Genomic DNA, 19,270 nt, shown 5'->3' with positions numbered 1-19,270 from the left:
CGCCCGCCCGTCAGCCCCCGGCCCACTCCGGCGCGTCCGCTCCCGCGATGCCCGGGGGCCGGGACCAGCCCGCCGGGCCGCCCTCGTACGCGACCGGCGACAGCGCGTGCAGCAGCCGTCCCAGCGGGCCGTCCGTCTCGGTGACGTACCGCCCGGGCTCGTACCGGGGCAGCGCGTGCGTCAGCCAGTGGCCCGTCTGCGCGAGCGCGAGCCGTACGAGCCGGGTGCCGCCGTCCCGGTCCTGCTCGGTCAGCGAGCGCAGCACCGCCGCGGCGAGCAGATAGCCCGTGCCGTGGTCCAGGGCCTGAGCCGGCAGCGCGCCCGGCTCCTCCGCCGAGCCCTCGGTCGCGGCGATCCCGGTCGCCACCTGCACCAGACTGTCGAAGCCGCGCCGCCCGCCCCAGGGGCCGTAGTCGCCCCAGGCGGACAGCCGGGCGGTCACCAGACCCGGCCGGTCCAGGTCGAACCGGTCGAGCGCGCCCGGCCGGTAGCCGGTGACCAGCACGTCCGCGGAGTCGAGGAGCTCACCGAGGGCACGCCGGCCCGAGGGGCTGTCCAGGTCGACGGCGGAGGTCCGCTTCCCGACACCCGTCTCCGCGTGCTGGTCCGGCAGTTCGGGGTTGCCCGGCGGGTCGATCCGCAGCACGTCCGCGCCGAGCAGCGCCAGCGTCCGGGTCGCGACGGGACCGGCGATCACCCGGGTCAGATCGAGCACCCGCAGGGGACCCGAGCGGCGCCGCGGCGGGGCGTCGTCGAGCCGCTCCCGGGTCAGCAGCGGCCGCGCCGCCACCTCCCGGCCCTGCTCGCTCGCGGCCCACTCGCCGGGCGTGCGCAGGGCGACGGCCAGGCCCCCGGCCGCGTACACCGCGCTCTCCACCTCGACGGCCTTCCGCTCCCCGATCGCCGCCGCGACGGCCTCCACCGACTCGGTCGGGACGCCGAGCGCGGCGAGCAACGCCGCCCGGTGGTGCGGGTAGTTGGCATGCGTACGGACCCAGCCGTCCGCCGCCCGCCAGAACCGCGACAGCGGCGCGAAGTTCACCGGCGCCCGACCGTCGACCCGCAGATGACGCTCGCTCACGAAGGCGGTGGCGACGGCCCCGTCGTCCACCCGCACGGGCCCCGGAAGGCCGGCGTGCTCCACGGCGGCGAGCGAGCAGGCCGCCACCGTCGCCCGGGCCAGGTCCATCACGGGCAGCCGCGCGGGCAGCAGCCCCGAGGTCCCTCCGTACTCCACCCGGTCGACCAGGGCGGGATCGCCGCCGAGGGCCGACCAGAGCAACTCCGTACCGGAACGCACTGTGTTGTCCATGAAGGCACTATGGCACTCAGTGCCATGCGAAAGGGCCCCGATGCGGCACACCGCACCAGGGCCCTCCGTCACGCACACGCGATGACTACCGGCGAACGGCGTCCAGCGCGTCGATCAGACCGGCTCCGTAGAAGCCGTTCTTGTTCTTGCCACCCTCGCAGACGGCGTCGATCTTGCCGTCGCCCTCGATGTCGTACGGGTTGGTGCAGGCGCGGTCGTCGGCCTGCGCGTACAGCAGCGCCTTGAGGGCCGCCGGGCTCGCGTAGGGGTGCGTCGACTTGATCAGCGCGAGGACGCCCGCCGCGTGCGGCGAGGCCATCGACGTGCCGGCCTTGTAGTTGTAGCCGCCGTCGACCGTGGTCGACAGGATGCGGCCGTTGACCGCCGGGGCGTCCGGCGTCTGGTACTCGGTGCGGTCACCGCCGGGGGCGGCGATGTCGATCACGCCGAGACCGTAGTTGGAGTAGGACGCCTTGAGGTCCTTGGCTCCGGTCGCGGAGACCGTGACGACACCCGGCAGCTGGGCCGGGTAGTCGAAGCACTCCTTCGGGTCGATGACCCGGTCGCCCGGCGTGGTGTCGTTCGGGCTGCTGTTGTCGACGATCGAGTCGGCCGCGAGGTCGAACTTCGAGTTGCCGGCCGCCGCGACGTTGACCGTGCCCTTGCGCTCCGCGTAGCGGGTCGCACGGGTGACCGCCTCGATGAGGGCCTTCTGGTCCTCGTCGGTCTTGCAGGCGAACATCCACGGGTCGGTGTAGTAGCTGTTGTTCGTGATGTCGACGCCGTGCTCGGCCGCCCACACGAAGCCGCAGACGACGGCCTCGGTGTAGAAGAAGCCGTCCGGGGTGGACACCTTGATGCCGGAGACCTTGACGCCCGGGGCGACACCGGTGATGCCGATGCCGTTCTTGGCGGCGGCGATCGTGCCGGCGACGTGCGTGCCGTGGTCGCTCTCGCCCGGGTTCGGACGCCACGAGCCGGCGGTGGTGTCCGGCTTGCCGGACACGCAGTTGGCGGAGGCCTTGGCGTCGAAGTTCGGCGCCAGGTCCGGGTGGGTGTCGTCGACACCCGTGTCGATGACGCCGACGGTGACGCGCTTGCTGCCGAGCGTCTTCTGGTGGGCCTTGTCGGCCTTGATCGCCGGGAGGTCCCACTGCAGGGGCTCCAGCGGGTCCTGCTCGTCCGTCGCCTTGGCGGCGGCGGCCTTCGCCTCGGCCGCGGAGAGCGACTGCGCGCCCTCGTCGACGGCGTCGTCGGACTGGACGGAGAGCGGGGCGGTACGGGTCGAACCGACCGACGCCACGCCACGGGCCTGACGAACCGTCTTCGCGAACTCGGGGTTCTGCGAGTGGACGACTATCACGCCTATCTGGTCGTACGAGATGACCACCTCGCCGCCCGCGGCGGCGATCGCCTTCTTCACCGAGGCGGCGGTCCAGCGGCCACCCTCGACGTTGACGACGTACGAGAGCTTCGGCCCGTTCGCCGCGGCTACGGCTGCCGCCGGTGCGTCACTCAGCTCCGCGGCGGAGGCGGCGCCGGAAGGCAGGAAGCCGAGCGAGGCCGTGAGCGCGAGACCAGCAGGCAGAGCAAGAGCTCGGCCGCGCCTCGATCCCAGATGAGCCATGGGTTCTCCACATCATCCGTATGTACTGTCCACGCGCGGGTTTACGCGTGAACAGGTGCATGACGAGTGAAGCTATCGCTGATCTTCCTGGTCCTTCAATAAGTTGAGAAGACTTCATGAAGATCTGTTCAAGAAAATCCCCAGCGTGAACCACTTCGCTTCCGGCTCCGTGCCGTTGGGCAGGGGAGGGGCTCCGACCGGAGCCCCCGTTTCCGCACCCCTGGTGAGGCCCCCTTGACCATGCCGCCCGCCCCCGCGTCACGAGGAGATTCCGTGGCTACCGAAGCACCGCCGCCGCCCAGAAACGGAACGGAGATCGACCACGGTCCCGTGCCGCCCACGACGGAGCAGTTCGTCGAGGTGCAGCAAGGCGCGGAGTTCGGCGAACTGCGCCGTACCTACCGCTCCTTCGCCTTCCCCCTCACCCTCGCCTTCATCGCCTGGTACCTGCTCTACGTACTGCTCTCCAACTACGCCGGCGACTTCATGGGCACCAAGGTCTTCGGCAACATCAACGTGGCGCTGGTCCTGGGCCTCGGTCAGTTCCTGACCACCTTCCTCATCGCCTGGCTCTACTCGCGGCACGCCGCGAACCGCCTCGACCCCCGGGCCGAGGCCATCCGGAACCGTATGGAGGGCGACGCATGAGAACCACCGTCCTGCTCGCGGCGGGCAACGCCACCACCGAGCACCGACCCCTGATCATCGCCCTCTTCGGGGCCTTCGTCGTCGCCACCCTGGTCATCACCGTCTGGGCCGGCCGCCAGACCCGCAGCGCCGCCGACTTCTACGCCGGCGGAGGCCAGTTCACCGGCTTCCAGAACGGCCTCGCGATCTCCGGCGACTACATGTCCGCCGCGTCCTTCCTCGGCATTAGCGGCGCCATCGCCCTCTACGGCTACGACGGCTTCCTCTACTCGATCGGCTTCCTGGTCGCCTGGCTCGTCGCCCTGCTCCTGGTCGCCGAACCGCTGCGCAACTCCGGCCGGTTCACGATGGGCGACGTCCTCGCCTACCGGATGCGCCAGCGGCCCGTCCGTACCGCCGCCGGCACCTCGACCATCGTCGTCTCGATCTTCTACCTGCTCGCGCAGATGGCCGGCGCGGGCGTCCTCGTCTCGCTGCTGCTCGGCATCACCAGCGACGGCGGCAAGATCGCGATCGTCGCCCTCGTCGGCCTCCTGATGATCGTGTACGTGACCATCGGCGGCATGAAGGGCACCACCTGGGTGCAGATGGTGAAGGCCGTCCTGCTCATCGCGGGCACGCTCCTCATCACCTTCCTCATCCTCCTCAAGTTCCACTTCAACATCTCCGAGCTGCTCGGCGCCGCCGCCACCAACAGCGGCAAGGGCGACGCCTTCCTGAACCCCGGTCTCAAGTACGGGGCCACCGCCCTGTCGAAGCTGGACTTCCTCTCCCTCGGCATCGCGCTCGTCCTCGGCACGGCCGGCCTGCCCCACATCCTGATCCGCTTCTACACGGTGCCGACCGCCCAGGCCGCCCGTAAGTCGGTCAACTGGGCCATCGGCATCATCGGCGCCTTCTACCTGATGACGATCGTCCTCGGCTTCGGCGCCGCCGCCCTGCTCAGCGGCGACACCATCAAGGCGTCCAACAAGGCGGGCAACACGGCGGCCCCGCTCACCGCCCTGGAGGTCGGCGGCGGTGCCGGCTCCACCGGCGGCGCGATCCTCCTCGCCGTCATCTCCGCCGTCGCCTTCGCCACCATCCTCGCCGTCGTCGCGGGTCTGACCCTGGCCTCGTCCTCGTCGTTCGCGCACGACATCTACGCGAACGTGATCAAGCGCGGGAAGGCCACCGAGAAGGAGGAGATGCGGGCCGCCCGCTGGTCGACCGTCCTCATCGGCATCGTGTCGATCGCGCTCGGCGCCCTCGCCCGCGACCTCAACGTCGCCGGCCTGGTCGCCCTGGCCTTCGCGGTCGCCGCCTCCGCCAACCTGCCGACGATCCTCTACTCGCTCTTCTGGAAGCGCTTCACCACCCAGGGCGCGCTCTGGTCGATCTACGGCGGACTGATCTCCTCCGTGGTCCTCGTCCTCTTCTCGCCGGTCGTCTCCGGCGGACCGGCCTCGATGTTCAAGGGCGTGGACTTCCACTGGTTCCCGCTGGAGAACCCGGGCCTCGTCTCCATCCCGCTCGGCTTCCTCCTCGGCTGGCTCGGCTCGCTCCTCTCCAAGGAAGAGCCGGACGCGGGCAAGTACGCGGAGCTGGAGGTCAAGTCGCTCACCGGCGTCGGAGTGGCCGCCGCGGTCAAACACTGACCGGAGAGCAGCGGGTCGTATACGTTCCGCGACCGCCGGACGGCCGCGTCGTAGAGTTCTACGACGCGGCCGCGTCGGTCCTCGTGACAATCTGCCCTGCTCGTTGTCCGCTGCCTCACGTAGTCTCGAACCACACGCCACCACAAGACGGGGAGGGGGCCCACAGTGCTCATCGACACCTATGGCCGTGTGGCCACCGACCTGCGCGTCTCACTGACGGACCGCTGCAATCTGCGCTGCACGTACTGCATGCCGGAAGAGGGCCTCCAGTGGCTCGCCAAGCCGGATCTGCTCACCGACGACGAGATCGTCCGGCTGATCCGTATCGCGGTCACCGACCTCGGCGTCACCGAGGTCCGCTTCACCGGCGGCGAGCCGCTGCTCCGCCCCGGCCTCGTCGGGATCGTCGAGCGCGTCGCCGCCCTGGAGCCCCGCCCCCGGATGTCCCTCACCACCAACGGCATCGGGCTGAAGCGCACCGCGACCGCCCTCAAGGCCGCCGGCCTGGACCGGGTCAACGTCTCCCTGGACACCCTGCGCCCCGAGGTCTTCAAGACCCTCACCCGGCGCGACCGCCACCGGGACGTCATCGACGGCATGGCCGCCGCGCGGGACGCTGGCCTCACCCCGGTGAAGGTCAACGCGGTCCTGATGCCCGGGCTCAACGACGACGAGGCACCCGACCTGCTCGCCTGGGCGATGGAGGAGGGGTACGAGCTCCGCTTCATCGAGCAGATGCCCCTCGACGCCCAGCACGGCTGGAAGCGCGACGGCATGATCACCGCCGGGGACATCCTGGAGTCGCTGCGCACCCGCTTCACCCTGACCGCCGAGGGCGCCGACGAGCGCGGCTCCGCCCCCGCCGAGCGCTGGGTCGTCGACGGCGGACCGCACACGGTCGGCGTCATCGCCTCCGTCACCCGCCCGTTCTGCCGGGCCTGCGACCGCACCCGGCTCACCGCCGACGGACAGGTGCGCACCTGCCTCTTCGCCACCGAGGAGACGGACCTGCGGGCGACGCTCCGCTCGGACGCCCCGGACGACGAGGTCGCGCGGATCTGGAAGCAGGCCATGTGGGGCAAGAAGGCCGGCTCGGGCCTCGACGACCCGAGCTTCCTCCAGCCCGACCGCCCGATGTCGGCGATCGGCGGCTGAGCCGCAAGGCATCGGCCCCGGCTCCGACCGATAGCGACGCCCGGCCGGGATCAGCCCCGGCCGGCATCAGCCCCGGCCGGGATCAGTCCTCGGCCGGCGTCAGTCCCCGACGGGCTCCCACTCGCTCAGCGGGACGACGTCCTTGAGGAATCCCCGCACCCCCAGGAACTGGGAGAGGTGCTCGCGGTGCTCCTCGCACGCGAGCCACGTCTTGCGCCGCTCGGGCGTGTGCAGCTTGGGGTTGTTCCACGCGAGGACCCAGACGGCGTCGACGCGGCAGCCCTTGGCGGAACAGATCGGCTTCTCTTCGCTCACCTGATCATTGTCCAGCAAAGGCGATGCCGGGCAGCCACGGGGGGAGCTGCCCGGCATCGGTCTGTCGCTCCGACGGGGGATGCGGAGCGCGTAGGCAGTATGTCACGGCACATGGGGTCCGAGGCACTGGAACTTCACGATTGATCTGAGCTTTTCTTGAGGTTTCCGGCCACTGTCCGTGATCAGTTCCGGCCGTGCGGAGTCTCTGTTCCAGCGCCCTCCGCCGCCTCCGCAGCGCCCAGCGCGGGGCGCACCGGAGCCGGTACGAAGGTGGAGGGAAGGGACGGAGCCGACTCCCGGCCCGCGTTCGCGATGACCACGGCGACATAGGGGAGCAGGATCCCCAGGGCGAGCGCCACGATCGCCACGTGCCGCTCGACGTTCCACAGCACCGCCGCGGCGATCACGGAGAGCGTTCGGACCGTCATCGAGATGATGTACCGCCGCTGTCGTCCCCGGACGTCGTCCGCGAGCCCTTGACGGGCCCCCGTGATCCGGAAGACCTCGGTTCCGCCACTCTTCGGCATTGCCCGTCCACCACCCACCGGTCATGCCGGACCCTCCCCGGTCCGGACCTCGTTCCACCGTACGCCCGCCCTCCCGCGCCGACGAGACCGGGGCACGGATGGCGGTGCCCGACATGCGCCGAATGGTCGACGGGCCGAAACTGGGCCCACATGCGCAATAGGAGGCGACGATGAGTTGGTTGTGGGCGATCATCGTGGGATTCGTCCTCGGTCTGATCGCGAAGGCGATCCTCCCGGGGAAGCAGCAGATCCCGCTCTGGCTGACGACCGTGTTCGGCATTCTCGGCAGTGTCCTCGGCAACGCGGTCGCGACCTGGATCGGTGTCAACGACACCAAGGGCATCGACTGGACCCGCCACCTGCTCCAGCTGCTCGGCGCCGTCGCCGTGGTCGGCGTGGGCGACATGCTGTGGGTCTCGCTGAAGGGCAACAAGCAGCGGGCGTGACACACCCGGGAAAACCGGGAGGCCCGGTACGGCACATCACGTGCCGTACCGGGCCTCCGGCATGCGGGGCGAGCTTGTGACCTCGGGGCCTCTCCGGCCCCGTCAGCCCTCCGCGCCGGCGAACTCGATCGCCGCCAGGTTCTTCTTGCCGCGCCGCAGCACCAGCCAGCGGCCGTGCAGCAGCTCCTCCGCCGACACCTCGGCGTCCTCGGCGGTGACCTTCACGTTGTTCACGTACGCCCCGCCCTCCTTCACCGTGCGGCGGGCGCCCGACTTGCTCGGCGCGAGTCCGACCTCGGTGAACAGGTCCACGACCTGGCCGAGCTCGGTCACGCGCGCGTGCGGCAGCTCGGACAGGGCGGCGGCCAGCGTCGCCTCGTCCAGCTCGGCCAGGTCGCCCTGCCCGAACAGCGCCTTCGAGGCGTTGATGACGGCCGCGCACTGGTCCGCGCCGTGCACGAGCGCGGTGAGCTCCTCGGCGAGCGCCCGCTGGGCGGCGCGCGCCTGCGGCCGCTCGGCGGTCTGCGCCTCCAGCTCCTCCAGCTCCTCGCGGGACCTGAAGGAGAGGATCCGCATGTACGTCGAGATGTCCCGGTCGTCCACGTTCAGCCAGAACTGGTAGAACGCGTACGGCGTGGTCATCTCCGGGTCCAGCCAGACGGCCCCGCCCTCGGTCTTGCCGAACTTGGTGCCGTCCGCCTTCACCATCAGCGGCGTCGCGAGCGCGTGCACGTCCGCACCCGGCTCCAGGCGGTGGATCAGGTCGAGACCGGCCACCAGGTTGCCCCACTGGTCCGAGCCGCCCTGCTGGAGGACGCAGCCGTAGCGGCGGTACAGCTCCAGGAAGTCCATGGCCTGGAGCAGCTGGTAGCTGAACTCCGTGTAGCTGATGCCCTGCTCGGACTCCAGGCGCCGAGCGACGGAGTCCTTGGTCAGCATCTTGTTGACCCGGAAGTGCTTGCCGATGTCCCGCAGGAACTCGATCGCCGACAGGCCGGCGGTCCAGTCCAGGTTGTTCACCATGACCGCCGCGTTCTCCCCCTCGAAGGAGAGGAAGGGCTCGATCTGCGAGCGCAGCCGGTTCACCCAGTTCGCGACCGTCTCGGGGTCGTTCAGGGTGCGCTCGGCCGTCGGACGCGGGTCACCGATCTGCCCGGTGGCCCCGCCGACCAGCGCCAGCGGCCGGTGCCCGGCCTGCTGGAGCCGGCGGACGGTGAGGACCTGGACGAGGTGACCGACGTGGAGACTGGCCGCGGTCGGGTCGAAACCGCAATAGAACGTGACGGGACCGTCCGCGAGAGCCTTGCGCAGTGCGTCCTCATCGGTGGACTGGGCGAAGAGCCCACGCCACTTCAGCTCGTCGACGATGTCCGTCACGACCGTCAGTCTCCTCAGGTTGTTGGTGGTACGACGACTCAGTCTAGGTGGGTCAGACCCCCTTGCTGACCGAGCTCATGTTGAAGTCCGGCACCCGCAGGGCGGGCATCGCGGCCCGGGTGAACCAGTCGCTCCACTCGCGCGGCAGCGTCTTCTCCGTCCGGCCCGCCTCCGAGGCCCGCGACAGCAGGTCCACCGGCGACTCGTTGAACCGGAAGTTGTTCACCTCGCCGACGACCTCGCCGTTCTCGACGAGGTAGACGCCGTCCCGGGTCAGTCCGGTCAGCAGCAGCGTCGCCGGATCGACCTCGCGGATGTACCAGAGGCAGGTCAGCAGCAGACCGCGCTCGGTGGAGGCCACCATCTCCTCCAGGGAGCGCTCGCCGCCGCCGTCCAGGATCAGGTTCCCCGCCCCGGGCGCCACGGGCAAGCGAGTAAGTCCCGCGGTGTGCCGGGTGGTGATGAGGTGGGCCAGGCTGCCGGCCTTCACCCAGTCGATCGGCCCGACCGGCAGACCGTTGTCGAAGACGGAGGAGTCGTCGCCGGAGGAGTGCGCGATCACGAACGGCGCGGACTCCAGGCCCGGCTCGTTCGGGTCGCTGCGCAGGGTCAGCGGCAGCGGGGAGAGGGTCTCGCCGAGCCGGGTGCCGCCGCCGGGCTTGGAGAAGACCGTACGGCCCTCCACCGCGTCCCGGGCGGTGGACGACCACAGCTGGTAGATCATCAGGTCGGCCACGGCGGTCGGCGGCAGCAGCGTCTCGTACCGCCCGGCGGGCAGCTCGATGCGCCGCTCCGCCCAGCCGAGGCGGGTCGCCAGCTCGGCGTCGAGCGCGGCCGGGTCGACGTCCTTGAAGTCCCGCGTCGAGCGGCCGGCCCACGCGGAGCGCGAGCGGTCCGGGGACTTCGCGTTCAGCTCCAGCGTCCCGTTCGGCTGGTCGTGCCGGAGCCGCAGCCCCGTCGACGTCCCCAGGTACGTGGAGGTCAGCTCGTGGTTGGCGAAGCCGTAGAGCTCGCGCCCGCCGGCCCGGGCCCGGGCGAAGGCCTCGCCGAGCGCCGGGGCGAAGTCGGCGAAGACGGCGGAGGAGGTCTCGGCCGGGGCGTCCGTGAAGTCGGGGGAGGAGGACCCGCCCTCGACCAGCGGCTGGGCGTCCTCGGCGGGCCCGGCGGCCCGCGCGGCGGCCTCGGCGGCCCGGACCAGCGGCTCCAGGTCGTCGACGGTCACGGCGGAGCGGGACACGACACCGGAGGCGGTGCCCTGGGCGCCGTCGACGGTCGCGATGACGGTGAGCGTACGACCCCGGGTGACACCGTTGGTCGTCAGCGCGTTCCCGGCCCAGCGCAGATTGGCCGAGGACTCCTCGTCCGCGATGACGACACACCCGTCGGCACGGGACAGCTCAAGCGCCCGCTCGACGATCTCGTACGGCTTGCTGACGCGGCTCATCGACCGGCCTCCTGCGTCGTGTTCAGGCTGTGCTTGCCCGGGGGACACTGCATCTGATTGCGGCCGCGCCGCGGGCCGGACCCCCGGCAAATCTGGTGGCGCGCGCTCATCGACCGGCCTCCTGCGTCGTGTTCAGAATGTTGACGCCCCGGAAGAGGGCGGAGGGGCAGCCGTGGGAGACCGCGGCGACCTGGCCCGGCTGGGCCTTGCCGCAGTTGAACGCGCCGCCGAGCACGTACGTCTGCGGGCCGCCGACCTGCTCCATCGAGCCCCAGAAGTCCGTCGTCGTCGCCTGGTACGCCACGTCCCGCAGCTGCCCGGCGAGCCGGCCGTTCTCGATGCGGAAGAAGCGCTGACCGGTGAACTGGAAGTTGTAGCGCTGCATGTCGATCGACCACGACCGGTCGCCGACCACGTAGATGCCGCGCTCGACCCCGCCGATCAGGTCCTCGGTCGACAGGCCGCCCGGGTCCGGCTGGAGCGAGACGTTCGCCATCCGCTGCACCGGCACGTGCGCGGGGGAGTCCGCGAAGGCGCAGCCGTTCGAGCGGCCGAGGTCCGTGAGCTTCGCGATCCGCCGGTCCAGCTGGTAGCCGACGAGCGTGCCGTCCTTGACCAGGTCCCAGCTCTGCGCCTCGACGCCCTCGTCGTCGTACCCGATGGTCGCCAGGCCGTGCTCGGCGGTCCTGTCACCCGTCACGTTCATGATCGACGAGCCGTACGCCAGCTTGCCCAGCTGGTCGAAGGTGGCGAAGGAGGTGCCCGCGTAGGCCGCCTCGTAGCCGAGGGCCCGGTCCAGCTCGGTGGCGTGGCCGATGGACTCGTGGATGGTCAGCCACAGGTTCGACGGGTCCACGACGAGGTCGTACCGGCCCGCCTCGACGCTCGGCGCCCGCATCTTCTCGGCGAGCAGCCCCGGGATCTCGTCGAGCTCCTTGTCCCAGTCCCAGCCGGTGCCCGTCAGGTACTCCCAGCCCCGCCCGGCCGGCGGCGCGATCGTCCGCATCGAGTCGAACTCGCCGGTCGTGTCGTCGACGGCGACCGCCGTGAGCTGCGGGTGCAGCCGGACGCGCTGCTGGGTGGTGACCGTGCCGGCCGTGTCCGCGTAGAACTTGTTCTCGTGGACGGTGAGCAGCGACGCGTCGACGTGCGCCACGCCGTCCGCCCGCAGGAGTCGCGCGCTCCAGTCGGCGAGCAGCGCGCTCTTCTCCTCGGCGGGGACGGAGAACGGGTCGATCTCGTACGAGGAGACCCAGGTGCGCTCGGCGTGCACCGGCTCCTCGGCCAGCTCCACGCGCTCGTCCGAACCCGCCGCCGCGATCACCTTCGCCGACAGCTTGGCCATGGCGACCGCCTGCGAGGCGACCTTCGCGGCACCGTCCATGGTCAGGTCGACCCCGGAGGCGAAACCCCAGGCCCCGCCGTGCACCACCCGCACCGCGTAGCCGAGGTCGGTGGTGTCCGAGGAACCGGACGGTTTGGCGTCGCGCAGCCGCCACGAGGCGCTGCGCACCCGCTCCAGGCGGAAGTCCGCGTGCTCGGCGCCGAGCGCGCGCGCCCGGGCGAGCGCCGCGTCGGCGAGCGCCCGCAGGGGCAACGCGACGAACGTAGGGTCGATCTGATGGACCACGAGCGGCCTCGCTCTCGGTGATCGGAAGTCTGGGGTGGAGACGGTGGTTCAGCTGTCCCGGAAGTCAATCATGGGAAGGGCGGCCGGGTGGGCCCATTAGAGGGGCTCCGCGGGCCGCGCGCCGGGGGCTCCCGGGCGGACCCGCACCGTCCCCGAGCTGTAGGGATCCGACAGTGACGCCCCGATGCCACTGTCGGAGGTCGATTCCTCATGTCGGGGGCGATACCGATAGGTTTTCGGCTACCAGACCGCTATCGAAAGGGTGATCCGTTGAGCCGCTCGGTTCTCGTCACCGGAGGAAACCGGGGCATCGGCCTCGCCATCGCCCGCGCGTTCGCCGAGGCCGGCGACAAGGTCGCGATCACGTACCGCTCCGGCGAGCCGCCGGCCGCCCTGGTCGAACTCGGCTGCCTGCCCGTCAAGTGCGACATCACCGACACGGAGCAGGTGGAGCAGGCGTACAAGGAGATCGAGGAGAAGCACGGTCCGGTCGAGGTCCTCGTGGCCAACGCCGGCGTGACGAAGGACCAGCTCCTCATGCGCATGTCGGAGGAGGACTTCACGTCCGTCGTCGACACCAACCTGACCGGCACCTTCCGGGTCGTCAAGCGCGCCAACCGGGGGATGCTGCGGGCCAAGAAGGGCCGCGTCGTCCTCATCTCCTCGGTCGTCGGTCTGCTGGGCTCCGCGGGCCAGGCCAACTACGCCGCCTCCAAGGCCGGCCTGGTCGGTTTCGCCCGCTCCCTCGCGCGTGAGCTCGGCTCGCGCAACATCACGTTCAACGTCGTCGCCCCTGGTTTCGTCGACACCGACATGACCGCGGTCCTCACCGACGAGCAGCGCGCGGGCATCGTGTCCCAGGTGCCGCTGGGCCGTTACGCGCAGCCGGAGGAGATCGCCGCCGCGGTGAAGTTCCTCGCCTCCGACGACGCCTCGTACATCACTGGAGCCGTCATCCCGGTTGACGGCGGATTGGGCATGGGTCACTGATCACATGAGCGGAATTCTCGAGGGCAAGCGCATCCTGATCACGGGTGTGCTGATGGAGTCCTCCATCGCCTTCCACACCGCGAAGCTGGCCCAGGAGCAGGGCGCGGAGATCATCCTCACCGCCTGGCCTCGGCCGTCGCTGACCGAGCGCATCGCCAAGAAGCTCCCCAAGCCCGAGAACGTGAAGGTCCTGGAGCTCGACGTCTCCAACGACGAGCACCTCGCGCGCCTGGAGGGCCAGGTCCGTGAGCAGCTGGGCGACCGTCTCGACGGCATCGTCCACTCCATCGGCTTCGCCCCGCAGGACGCCCTCGGCGGCAACTTCCTGAACACGCCGTTCGAGTCCGTCGCCACGGCCATGCACGTCTCCGCCTTTTCCCTGAAGTCGCTGACGACGTCGCTGCTGCCGCTGATGACGGAGGGCGGCTCGGTCGTCGGCCTCACCTTCGACGCGCAGTTCGCCTGGCCGCAGTACGACTGGATGGGCCCGGCCAAGGCCGCCCTTGAGGCCACCAGCCGCTACATGGCCCGCGACCTGGGCAAGCGGAACATCCGCTGCAACCTGATCTCGGCGGGCCCGATCGGTTCGATGGCCGCGAAGTCCATCCCGGGCTTCAGCGAGCTCGCGGCGGTCTGGGACAGCCGTTCCCCGCTGGAGTGGAACCTCGCCGACCCGGAGCCGGCCGGCAAGGGCGTCGTGGCGCTGCTCTCCGACTGGTTCCCGAAGACGACGGGCGAGATCGTCCACGTCGACGGCGGTCTGCACGCGATCGGCGCGTAAGCGCCCGCAGCACGGCCGAGGGCCCGCGCGTCTCCCCTGGTGGGGAGGGTGCGCGGGCCCTCTCCGTCTGTCTGGAAGGTCCTCGACAGCTCGTCGACAGCTCCTCGACTCGAAAAGTCGCGCGAATCACCCCAGACTGGGGCGGAGCGTGATGTTCTGCTGCTGACGGGGAGGAGGTACGGGCATGCGCGCGATACGTCACGGGTTGGGCGCGTTCGCCTCGGTCGCCGTTCTGCTCACCGGGGTCGCCGTCGCCGCCGAGGTGAACGCCGCTCCCGCCCCGGCCGAGGAGCTCCCCGCCGCCGCCCCGGCGGCCGAGGAGCCGGAGAACTTCGGGGCGTCCTGCCGCACCGTCGTCCAGGGCTCCCGCGTCACCGCCTACTGCCAGAACCCGTACCCCGGCACCGACCGCGTCCGGCTCCACGTCGAGTGCGACCGCTGGTGGGACATCGACACCGACAGCGCCCCCGTGGAGGTCGGCCCCGCGGACTACGCCCGGGTCACCGGCCGCTGCTGGAAGGAGGTCGCATCCGCCTGGGTCACGCACGAGCCGGCGGAACCGGCCCCCGCGCAGGCGCCGTCCCCGCCGTCGGTGCGGCCTCCGGCTCCGGCTCCGGCTCCGGCGCCGGGCTCTTGAGGCACATGAAGGGGTAGCCGGCGGCCTCCGTCCCGGCCCGCTCGGCGTCGCCCTCGCGGATCGCGTCCACCAGCCGCGCGTGGTCCATGTGGTTCTCCGGCCGCAGCTCCCGACCCACGTCGTCGCGCAGCCAGTCCCGCAGGAGATCGCCCAGGTCCGCGTAGAGCTCCGTCAGCACGTCGTTGCCCGAGGCGGCGACGACCGCGTGGTGGAAGGCCGCGTCGACCGTCACGAACCGCTCCGCGTCACCCGACTCCCAGGCCTCCTCGCGGCGTACGAGCAGAGCGTCGAGCTGCTTCAGGTCCCGCTCCGTGCGCCGCTCCGCGGCGAAGCGGGCGGCGGCGGACTCCAGGGTCGAGCGCAGCTCCGCGACGTGCCGGGGGTCGGAGCCGGCGAAGCGCCGGTGCATGACCCCGGCCAGCTCGCTGGTGGCGATGACGTACGTCCCCGAGCCCTGGCGGATGTCGAGCAGCCCGTTGTGCGCCAGCGCCCGGACGGCCTCGCGCACGGTGTTGCGGGCCACGCCCAGCTGCTCGACCAGCTCGGGCTCGGTCGGGATGCGCGAACCCACCGGCCATTCGCCGGAGGTGATCTGGTTCCGCAGCTCGGCGATCACCTGATCGGAGAGTCCTGCGCGCCGCGGGTGGCCGAGGGCCATGGAGTACCGTCCCCTTCGTTCGAGATTGGACAACCAATCATCCCATGATTCTATGATGGCCTCATGGCTGACGAACCGAAGACCCTCGAACCCGCCGTACGACCGGTCGGGATCACCGCCCGAGCGGCCGTCGCCGCCGGCGATTCTCCCGCACCCGGCCGGGCGCAGCGCTGGACCCTCGGGCTCGTCACCGTCGGCCTCGTCCTCGCCGCGTTCAACCTGCGCCCCGCCATCACCAGCCTCGGCGCGCTCCTCGAAGAGGTCAGCGAAGGCCTCCACATGAGCGGCAGCGTCGCCGGCGTCCTCACCTCCGTCCCCCCGCTCTGCTTCGCGGTCTTCGGCATCACCGCCCCGCGCCTCGCCCGCCGCTTCGGCCCCGCCGCCGTCGTCTGCGCGGGCATGGCCGCGATCTTCACCGGCCTCGTCGTCCGCCCCTTCGCCTCCGGCACGGTCGGCTTCCTCGCCGCCAGCGCCCTCGCCCTCATGGGCATAGCCGTCAGCAACGTCCTGATGCCCGTGATCGTCAAGCGGTACTTCCCCGACCGCGTCGGCACCATGACCGGCCTGTACTCCATGGCGCTCGCCCTCGGCACCTCCGTCGCCGCGGCGGCGACCGTCCCGATGACCGACGCCCTCGGCGGGGACTGGCGCCTCGGCCTCGGCATCTGGGCCGTCCTCGCCTCGCTCGCCGTCCTGCCCTGGATCCCGCTGCTCCGCGACCGTGACCGCGACCGCGGCGACCGTGACCGCGGCGCCCGCGGCCGTACGGAGAAGGCGACCGCGACCGCCGCCCCCGCGGACACCACCACCGCCGCCCCGCGCATCACCCGCAGCCGCACCGCCTGGGCCCTCGGCTGCTTCTTCGGCCTCCAGGCCACCGGCGCCTACATCACCATGGGCTGGATGCCGCAGATCTTCCGCGACGCCGGCGTCCCCGCCTCCACCGCGGGCGTCCTCCTCGCCGTCACCATGGTCATGGGCGTCCCGCTCGCCTTCGTCATCCCCCGGCTCGCGACCCGGATGAAGAACCAGGGACCGATCGTCGTCGCCCTCGCCCTGTGCGGCCTCGGCGGCTACACCGGCCTCTTCTTCGCCCCGGCCGCCGGAGCCTGGGTCTGGGCCGTCCTGCTCGGCGTCTCCAACTGCGCCTTCCCGCTCGCCCTCACCATGATCGGAATGCGCTCGCGGACCGGCGCCGGCGTCGTCCGCCTCTCCGCCTTCGCACAGAGCGTCGGCTACCTCATCTCCATCCCCGGCCCCCTCCTCGTCGGCGTGCTCTACCAGCACAGCGGCGGCTGGGGACTGCCCATCGCGCTCATGGGCGGCCTGATGGTGCCGCAGATGATCGTGGGCACCCTCGCCGGGAGGGACCGGACGGTCGAGGACGAATGCTGAGATGCGAGACTGGTCCCATGCCAGTCCTCGAACCCAATCCCCAGAACGGCCAGAAGAAGCTGCTCATCGTGCTCGGCGCGATGCTCGGCATCACGGTGGTCATCGCCGTGATCGCCTCCCTCGCCTCACCGTGACCCCCGGGGGTGGGGACAACCCCCGCATCCCCTAGGGGGTGAGTGTCAGGGTGAAGTGGGTGGATCACCTGATGGGCCGACGGGCGCCCGATCCGTACGTTGGAGACAACCCGCCGGAGACGGCGGCCAAAGGATCTCCCACCCCTCGGAGGCGGCCATGTCGGCCCGTACGGACACCAGCACCCGGCCCCTGCCGACCGGCGTCGACACCCGGCTGCCCTGGTGGGCGCTCGCCCTCCCCGTGGCCGCGTTCGGCGTCCTGCTGCTGCTCATAGCGGGGCCGGGAGGTACCCCCGCGACCAGTGGTGACCTGGGGGTCGGCCGGGTCCTGGAGCACCTCCAGCAAACGCTCGCTCTCTGAGTCACCGAAAGCCGTTCCGTGCGAAGCTGTTGACCATGAGCGTCGATACACCCCGCAGGATCGTGCTGCTCCGCCACGCGAAGGCGGACTGGAGCGACGAGTCCGACCACGAGAGGCCCCTCGCCGAGCGAGGCCGCGCGGACGCCCCCGTCGTGGGCCGCAGGCTCGCCGGGACCGGCATCGGCTTCGACCTGGCCCTCTGTTCGACCGCCGTCAGAACCAGGGAGACCTGGAAGCTGGCCGTGCACGAACTGCCGGAGCGCCCCAGGACCGTGTACGAGGACCGGCTGTACGAGGCCTCGCTCGGCGAGCTCATCGCCCTGCTCAACGAGACCTCGGAGGACGTCGACGACCTCCTCGTCGTCGGCCACAACCCCGGGATGCACGCCCTCGCCGACGCCCTCGCGGGCGAGTCCGACGGAGACACGCTGCCCCGTATGACCCGCAGCGGCTTCCCGACCTCCGCCTACGCCGTCCTCACCTTCAACGGCACCTGGAAGTCGCTGGAGCACGGCGCCGCACGGCTCGTGGACTTCTGGACCCCGCACGCCTGACGAGCGGTACCCCGCCCCGTACGCGAGAGGGCCCGGCCGTCCGAAGACGACCGGGCCCTCTCCCGTACGGGCGTACCGGCGGCCAGGGCCTGCCCGGCGGCGGTACAGGGTCGGACAGGCCCTAGGGGGTGTCTTGCCGATCAGGCCGGGCTCGCGGCGTCTGGCACCGCGCCTCGCCGCGTTGTCGTCGGTCGCCAACGCTCCGCGTTGACTCCCTCCTCCGCCTTGCGATCCACGGCACCAGACGCCGCTCCCTGATCCGGCCTGATCGACAAGACACCCCCTAGTGCAGCAGGTCCTCGCCGCCGTCGGCGGCCTCGACCTCCTCGCGCGTGATCCCGAGCAGATAGAGCACGGTGTCCAGGAACGGCACGTTCACCGCCGTGTCGGCGGCCCGGCGCACCACCGGCTTGGCGTTGAACGCCACCCCGAGCCCCGCCGCGTTCAGCATGTCCAGGTCGTTGGCCCCGTCGCCGATGGCCACGGTCTGCGCCAGCGGCACACCCGCCTCCGTGGCGAACCGGCGCAGCAGCCGCGCCTTGCCCGCACGGTCCACGATCTCGCCGGTCACCCGCCCGGTGAGCTTGCCGTCCACGATCTCCAGGGTGTTGGCCGAGGCGAAGTCGAGCCCGAGCCGCTCCTTCAGATCGTCGGTGACCTGCGTGAACCCGCCGGACACGACGCCCACCTGGTAGCCGAGCCGCTTGAGCGTACGGATCAGGGTCCGGGCCCCCGGCGTCAGCCGCACCTCCGCGCGGACCTTGTCGACCACCGAGGCGTCCAGCCCGGCGAGCAGCTCCACCCGCGCGTGCAGCGACTGCTCGAAGTCCAGCTCGCCGCGCATCGCGGCCGCCGTCACCTCGGCGACCTTGTCCTCGCACCCCGCGTGCGCCGCGAAGAGCTCGATGACCTCGTCCTGGATCAGGGTCGAGTCGACGTCCATGACGACGAGCCGCTGGGCCCGCCGGTGCAGCCCGGCGGAGACCACGGCCACGTCCACGCCGATGGTGTGGGCCTCGGTCGCCAGCGCCGTCCGCAGCGGCTCGGTCTCGCAGCCCGAGACGGCGAACTCCACGGCCGTCACCGGGTACTTCGCGAGGCGGAAGACACGGTCGATGTTGCCACCGGCCTCCGCGATCCTGGCCGCTATGGCCGCCGTCTGCTCCGCGGTGAGCGGGTTGCCGAGCACGGTGACGTGCGAGCGTCCCTCGCCGCGCGGCCGGTTGTCACCCGTACCCGAGATGATCTCGGCCTGGAGCTTCAGGGACTCGGCCCAGCTGTGGACGGTCGCCCGCAGCTCGCCCTGCGAGGCGACGGTGGGCTCGGTGACGAGCGCGCACAGGACGAGACGGCCGCGGGAGACGACCTGCTCGATGTCCACGACGTCGACGGAGTAGGCGGCGAGGGTGTCGAAGAGTCCGGCGGTGATCCCGGGACGGTCCTTGCCGAAGATCTTGACGAGAAGGGTGGGAACGTCTGAGGTCTGCGATGCGCTCATGGTGGTTCCACCGTATCGGGCACCTCGTGCCACCTGACCCCCCGTCCCGCCCAGCGGACACCCGAGTGGTCGTGGACTTGCCCCGCGCGGCTCCTCACACGGCCCGACTTTCGGAGAGGGGACCGGGCCTGAAATAGTTCCCCC

Annotated in this window: 20 protein-coding genes; 11 read left to right on the top strand and 9 right to left on the bottom strand. The window is 71.1% G+C overall.

Annotated features, from left to right (window positions below; all coding sequences use genetic code 11):
- Positions 1 to 10 precede the first annotated feature (10 nt).
- Together ACZ6K0_RS42645 and ACZ6K0_RS42640 are read right to left on the bottom strand one after the other, a co-directional pair.
- The gene (locus ACZ6K0_RS42645; RefSeq protein WP_469228061.1) at positions 11 to 1,312 is read right to left on the bottom strand and encodes a CoA transferase; all 1,302 of its coding nucleotides are present in this window, start codon (positions 1,310 to 1,312) and stop codon (positions 11 to 13) included.
- Between the two features lie 85 nt (positions 1,313 to 1,397).
- A complete protein-coding gene (locus tag ACZ6K0_RS42640; protein ID WP_376394710.1) occupies positions 1,398 to 2,939 on the bottom strand; it encodes a S8 family peptidase in 1,542 nt (513 codons plus the stop codon).
- A gap of 273 nt (positions 2,940 to 3,212) precedes the next feature.
- On the opposite strand from ACZ6K0_RS42640, the gene ACZ6K0_RS42635 reads away from it, so the two are divergent.
- From ACZ6K0_RS42635 to moaA, 3 genes are all read left to right on the top strand, one after another.
- A complete protein-coding gene (locus ACZ6K0_RS42635; protein WP_469228059.1) occupies positions 3,213 to 3,587 on the top strand; it encodes a DUF485 domain-containing protein in 375 nt (124 codons plus the stop codon).
- A complete protein-coding gene (locus ACZ6K0_RS42630; RefSeq protein WP_469228057.1) occupies positions 3,584 to 5,224 on the top strand; it encodes a solute symporter family protein in 1,641 nt (546 codons plus the stop codon). The genes ACZ6K0_RS42635 and ACZ6K0_RS42630 overlap by 4 nt, the downstream gene beginning before the upstream one ends.
- Positions 5,225 to 5,389: 165 nt before the next feature.
- Positions 5,390 to 6,379 carry a GTP 3',8-cyclase MoaA gene (gene moaA / locus ACZ6K0_RS42625; protein ID WP_376394701.1) on the top strand — a complete coding sequence of 330 codons (990 nt, stop codon included), beginning with the start codon at positions 5,390 to 5,392 and terminating at the stop codon, positions 6,377 to 6,379.
- Positions 6,380 to 6,478: 99 nt separating this feature from the next.
- Here moaA and ACZ6K0_RS42620 read toward each other — a convergent pair whose 3' ends face one another.
- Positions 6,479 to 6,694 carry a hypothetical protein gene (locus ACZ6K0_RS42620; RefSeq protein WP_469228054.1) on the bottom strand — a complete coding sequence of 72 codons (216 nt, stop codon included), beginning with the start codon at positions 6,692 to 6,694 and terminating at the stop codon, positions 6,479 to 6,481.
- Positions 6,695 to 6,876: 182 nt separating this feature from the next.
- Positions 6,877 to 7,221 (bottom strand): DUF3099 domain-containing protein, encoded by a 345-nt coding sequence (locus ACZ6K0_RS42615; RefSeq protein WP_376394695.1) that lies wholly within the window; start codon positions 7,219 to 7,221, stop codon positions 6,877 to 6,879.
- A 170-nt stretch (positions 7,222 to 7,391) separates the two neighbouring features.
- Here ACZ6K0_RS42615 and ACZ6K0_RS42610 point away from each other — a divergent pair, with 170 nt between their 5' ends.
- Positions 7,392 to 7,667: a GlsB/YeaQ/YmgE family stress response membrane protein gene (locus ACZ6K0_RS42610; protein WP_376394692.1), complete on the top strand. Its 276-nt coding sequence runs from the start codon at positions 7,392 to 7,394 to the stop codon at positions 7,665 to 7,667.
- A 102-nt stretch (positions 7,668 to 7,769) separates the two neighbouring features.
- Here ACZ6K0_RS42610 and tyrS read toward each other — a convergent pair whose 3' ends face one another.
- The 3 genes from tyrS to ACZ6K0_RS42595 all read right to left on the bottom strand — a co-directional run bounded on the left by tyrS (position 7,770) and on the right by ACZ6K0_RS42595 (position 12,118).
- Positions 7,770 to 9,044 (bottom strand): tyrosine--tRNA ligase, encoded by a 1,275-nt coding sequence (gene tyrS, locus ACZ6K0_RS42605; protein WP_376394690.1) that lies wholly within the window; start codon positions 9,042 to 9,044, stop codon positions 7,770 to 7,772.
- 52 nt (positions 9,045 to 9,096) lie between these two features.
- On the bottom strand, positions 9,097 to 10,488 hold the full coding sequence (locus ACZ6K0_RS42600; protein WP_376394687.1) for a metallopeptidase TldD-related protein: 1,392 nt from the start codon (positions 10,486 to 10,488) through the stop codon (positions 9,097 to 9,099).
- A 106-nt stretch (positions 10,489 to 10,594) separates the two neighbouring features.
- On the bottom strand, positions 10,595 to 12,118 hold the full coding sequence (locus ACZ6K0_RS42595) for a TldD/PmbA family protein (RefSeq protein WP_376394684.1): 1,524 nt from the start codon (positions 12,116 to 12,118) through the stop codon (positions 10,595 to 10,597).
- Positions 12,119 to 12,388: 270 nt separating this feature from the next.
- Between ACZ6K0_RS42595 and fabG the strand changes: the two genes are divergently transcribed.
- The 3 genes from fabG (at position 12,389) to ACZ6K0_RS42580 (ending at position 14,526) form a co-directional block, all read left to right on the top strand.
- Positions 12,389 to 13,108, top strand: coding sequence for a 3-oxoacyl-[acyl-carrier-protein] reductase (fabG, locus tag ACZ6K0_RS42590; RefSeq protein WP_376394681.1), 720 nt, complete (start codon positions 12,389 to 12,391; stop codon positions 13,106 to 13,108).
- Between the two features lie 4 nt (positions 13,109 to 13,112).
- Positions 13,113 to 13,889 carry an enoyl-ACP reductase FabI gene (gene fabI, locus ACZ6K0_RS42585; protein ID WP_125749898.1) on the top strand — a complete coding sequence of 259 codons (777 nt, stop codon included), beginning with the start codon at positions 13,113 to 13,115 and terminating at the stop codon, positions 13,887 to 13,889.
- Positions 13,890 to 14,073: 184 nt separating this feature from the next.
- On the top strand, positions 14,074 to 14,526 hold the full coding sequence (locus tag ACZ6K0_RS42580; RefSeq protein WP_469228050.1) for a hypothetical protein: 453 nt from the start codon (positions 14,074 to 14,076) through the stop codon (positions 14,524 to 14,526).
- Here the strand turns inward: ACZ6K0_RS42580 and ACZ6K0_RS42575 are convergent.
- A complete protein-coding gene (locus ACZ6K0_RS42575; protein WP_469228048.1) occupies positions 14,429 to 15,184 on the bottom strand; it encodes a FadR/GntR family transcriptional regulator in 756 nt (251 codons plus the stop codon). The genes ACZ6K0_RS42580 and ACZ6K0_RS42575 overlap by 98 nt on opposite strands.
- A gap of 63 nt (positions 15,185 to 15,247) precedes the next feature.
- On the opposite strand from ACZ6K0_RS42575, the gene ACZ6K0_RS42570 reads away from it, so the two are divergent.
- From ACZ6K0_RS42570 to ACZ6K0_RS42555, 4 genes are all read left to right on the top strand, one after another.
- The gene (locus ACZ6K0_RS42570; protein ID WP_469228047.1) at positions 15,248 to 16,579 is read left to right on the top strand and encodes a CynX/NimT family MFS transporter; all 1,332 of its coding nucleotides are present in this window, start codon (positions 15,248 to 15,250) and stop codon (positions 16,577 to 16,579) included.
- A gap of 17 nt (positions 16,580 to 16,596) precedes the next feature.
- On the top strand, positions 16,597 to 16,713 hold the full coding sequence (locus ACZ6K0_RS42565) for an SGM_5486 family transporter-associated protein (RefSeq protein ID WP_260605691.1): 117 nt from the start codon (positions 16,597 to 16,599) through the stop codon (positions 16,711 to 16,713).
- Between the two features lie 157 nt (positions 16,714 to 16,870).
- The gene (locus ACZ6K0_RS42560; RefSeq protein WP_376394668.1) at positions 16,871 to 17,074 is read left to right on the top strand and encodes a hypothetical protein; all 204 of its coding nucleotides are present in this window, start codon (positions 16,871 to 16,873) and stop codon (positions 17,072 to 17,074) included.
- Positions 17,075 to 17,109: 35 nt separating this feature from the next.
- On the top strand, positions 17,110 to 17,628 hold the full coding sequence (locus tag ACZ6K0_RS42555; RefSeq protein WP_376394665.1) for a SixA phosphatase family protein: 519 nt from the start codon (positions 17,110 to 17,112) through the stop codon (positions 17,626 to 17,628).
- 283 nt (positions 17,629 to 17,911) lie between these two features.
- Here ACZ6K0_RS42555 and serB read toward each other — a convergent pair whose 3' ends face one another.
- Complete coding sequence (serB, locus tag ACZ6K0_RS42550; protein WP_376394662.1) at positions 17,912 to 19,126, bottom strand: phosphoserine phosphatase SerB; 1,215 nt, start codon at positions 19,124 to 19,126, stop codon at positions 17,912 to 17,914.
- Between the last annotated feature and the right edge of the window lie 144 nt (positions 19,127 to 19,270).

Source organism: Streptomyces sp. NPDC042346, from assembly GCF_055581845.1.
The sequence above is the reverse complement of the archived record's forward strand: the minus strand, read 5'-3'. Positions and strand labels throughout refer to the sequence as shown.

Excerpts from the sequence above, each read along its gene's own strand:
- ACZ6K0_RS42645 (WP_469228061.1), bottom strand. The coding sequence starts at position 1,312 with ATGGACAACACAGTGCGTTCCGGTACGGAGTTGCTCTGGTCGGCCCTC.
- ACZ6K0_RS42610 (WP_376394692.1), top strand. The coding sequence starts at position 7,392 with ATGAGTTGGTTGTGGGCGATCATCGTGGGATTCGTCCTCGGTCTGATC.
- fabI (WP_125749898.1), top strand. The coding sequence starts at position 13,113 with ATGAGCGGAATTCTCGAGGGCAAGCGCATCCTGATCACGGGTGTGCTG.
- ACZ6K0_RS42565 (WP_260605691.1), top strand. The coding sequence starts at position 16,597 with ATGCCAGTCCTCGAACCCAATCCCCAGAACGGCCAGAAGAAGCTGCTC.
- ACZ6K0_RS42575 (WP_469228048.1), bottom strand. The coding sequence starts at position 15,184 with ATGGCCCTCGGCCACCCGCGGCGCGCAGGACTCTCCGATCAGGTGATC.
- ACZ6K0_RS42555 (WP_376394665.1), top strand. The coding sequence starts at position 17,110 with ATGAGCGTCGATACACCCCGCAGGATCGTGCTGCTCCGCCACGCGAAG.
- ACZ6K0_RS42580 (WP_469228050.1), top strand. The coding sequence starts at position 14,074 with ATGCGCGCGATACGTCACGGGTTGGGCGCGTTCGCCTCGGTCGCCGTT.
- ACZ6K0_RS42630 (WP_469228057.1), top strand. The coding sequence starts at position 3,584 with ATGAGAACCACCGTCCTGCTCGCGGCGGGCAACGCCACCACCGAGCAC.
- ACZ6K0_RS42570 (WP_469228047.1), top strand. The coding sequence starts at position 15,248 with ATGGCTGACGAACCGAAGACCCTCGAACCCGCCGTACGACCGGTCGGG.
- ACZ6K0_RS42615 (WP_376394695.1), bottom strand. The coding sequence starts at position 7,221 with ATGCCGAAGAGTGGCGGAACCGAGGTCTTCCGGATCACGGGGGCCCGT.
- serB (WP_376394662.1), bottom strand. The coding sequence starts at position 19,126 with ATGAGCGCATCGCAGACCTCAGACGTTCCCACCCTTCTCGTCAAGATC.
- ACZ6K0_RS42640 (WP_376394710.1), bottom strand. The coding sequence starts at position 2,939 with ATGGCTCATCTGGGATCGAGGCGCGGCCGAGCTCTTGCTCTGCCTGCT.
- ACZ6K0_RS42560 (WP_376394668.1), top strand. The coding sequence starts at position 16,871 with ATGTCGGCCCGTACGGACACCAGCACCCGGCCCCTGCCGACCGGCGTC.
- ACZ6K0_RS42600 (WP_376394687.1), bottom strand. The coding sequence starts at position 10,488 with ATGAGCCGCGTCAGCAAGCCGTACGAGATCGTCGAGCGGGCGCTTGAG.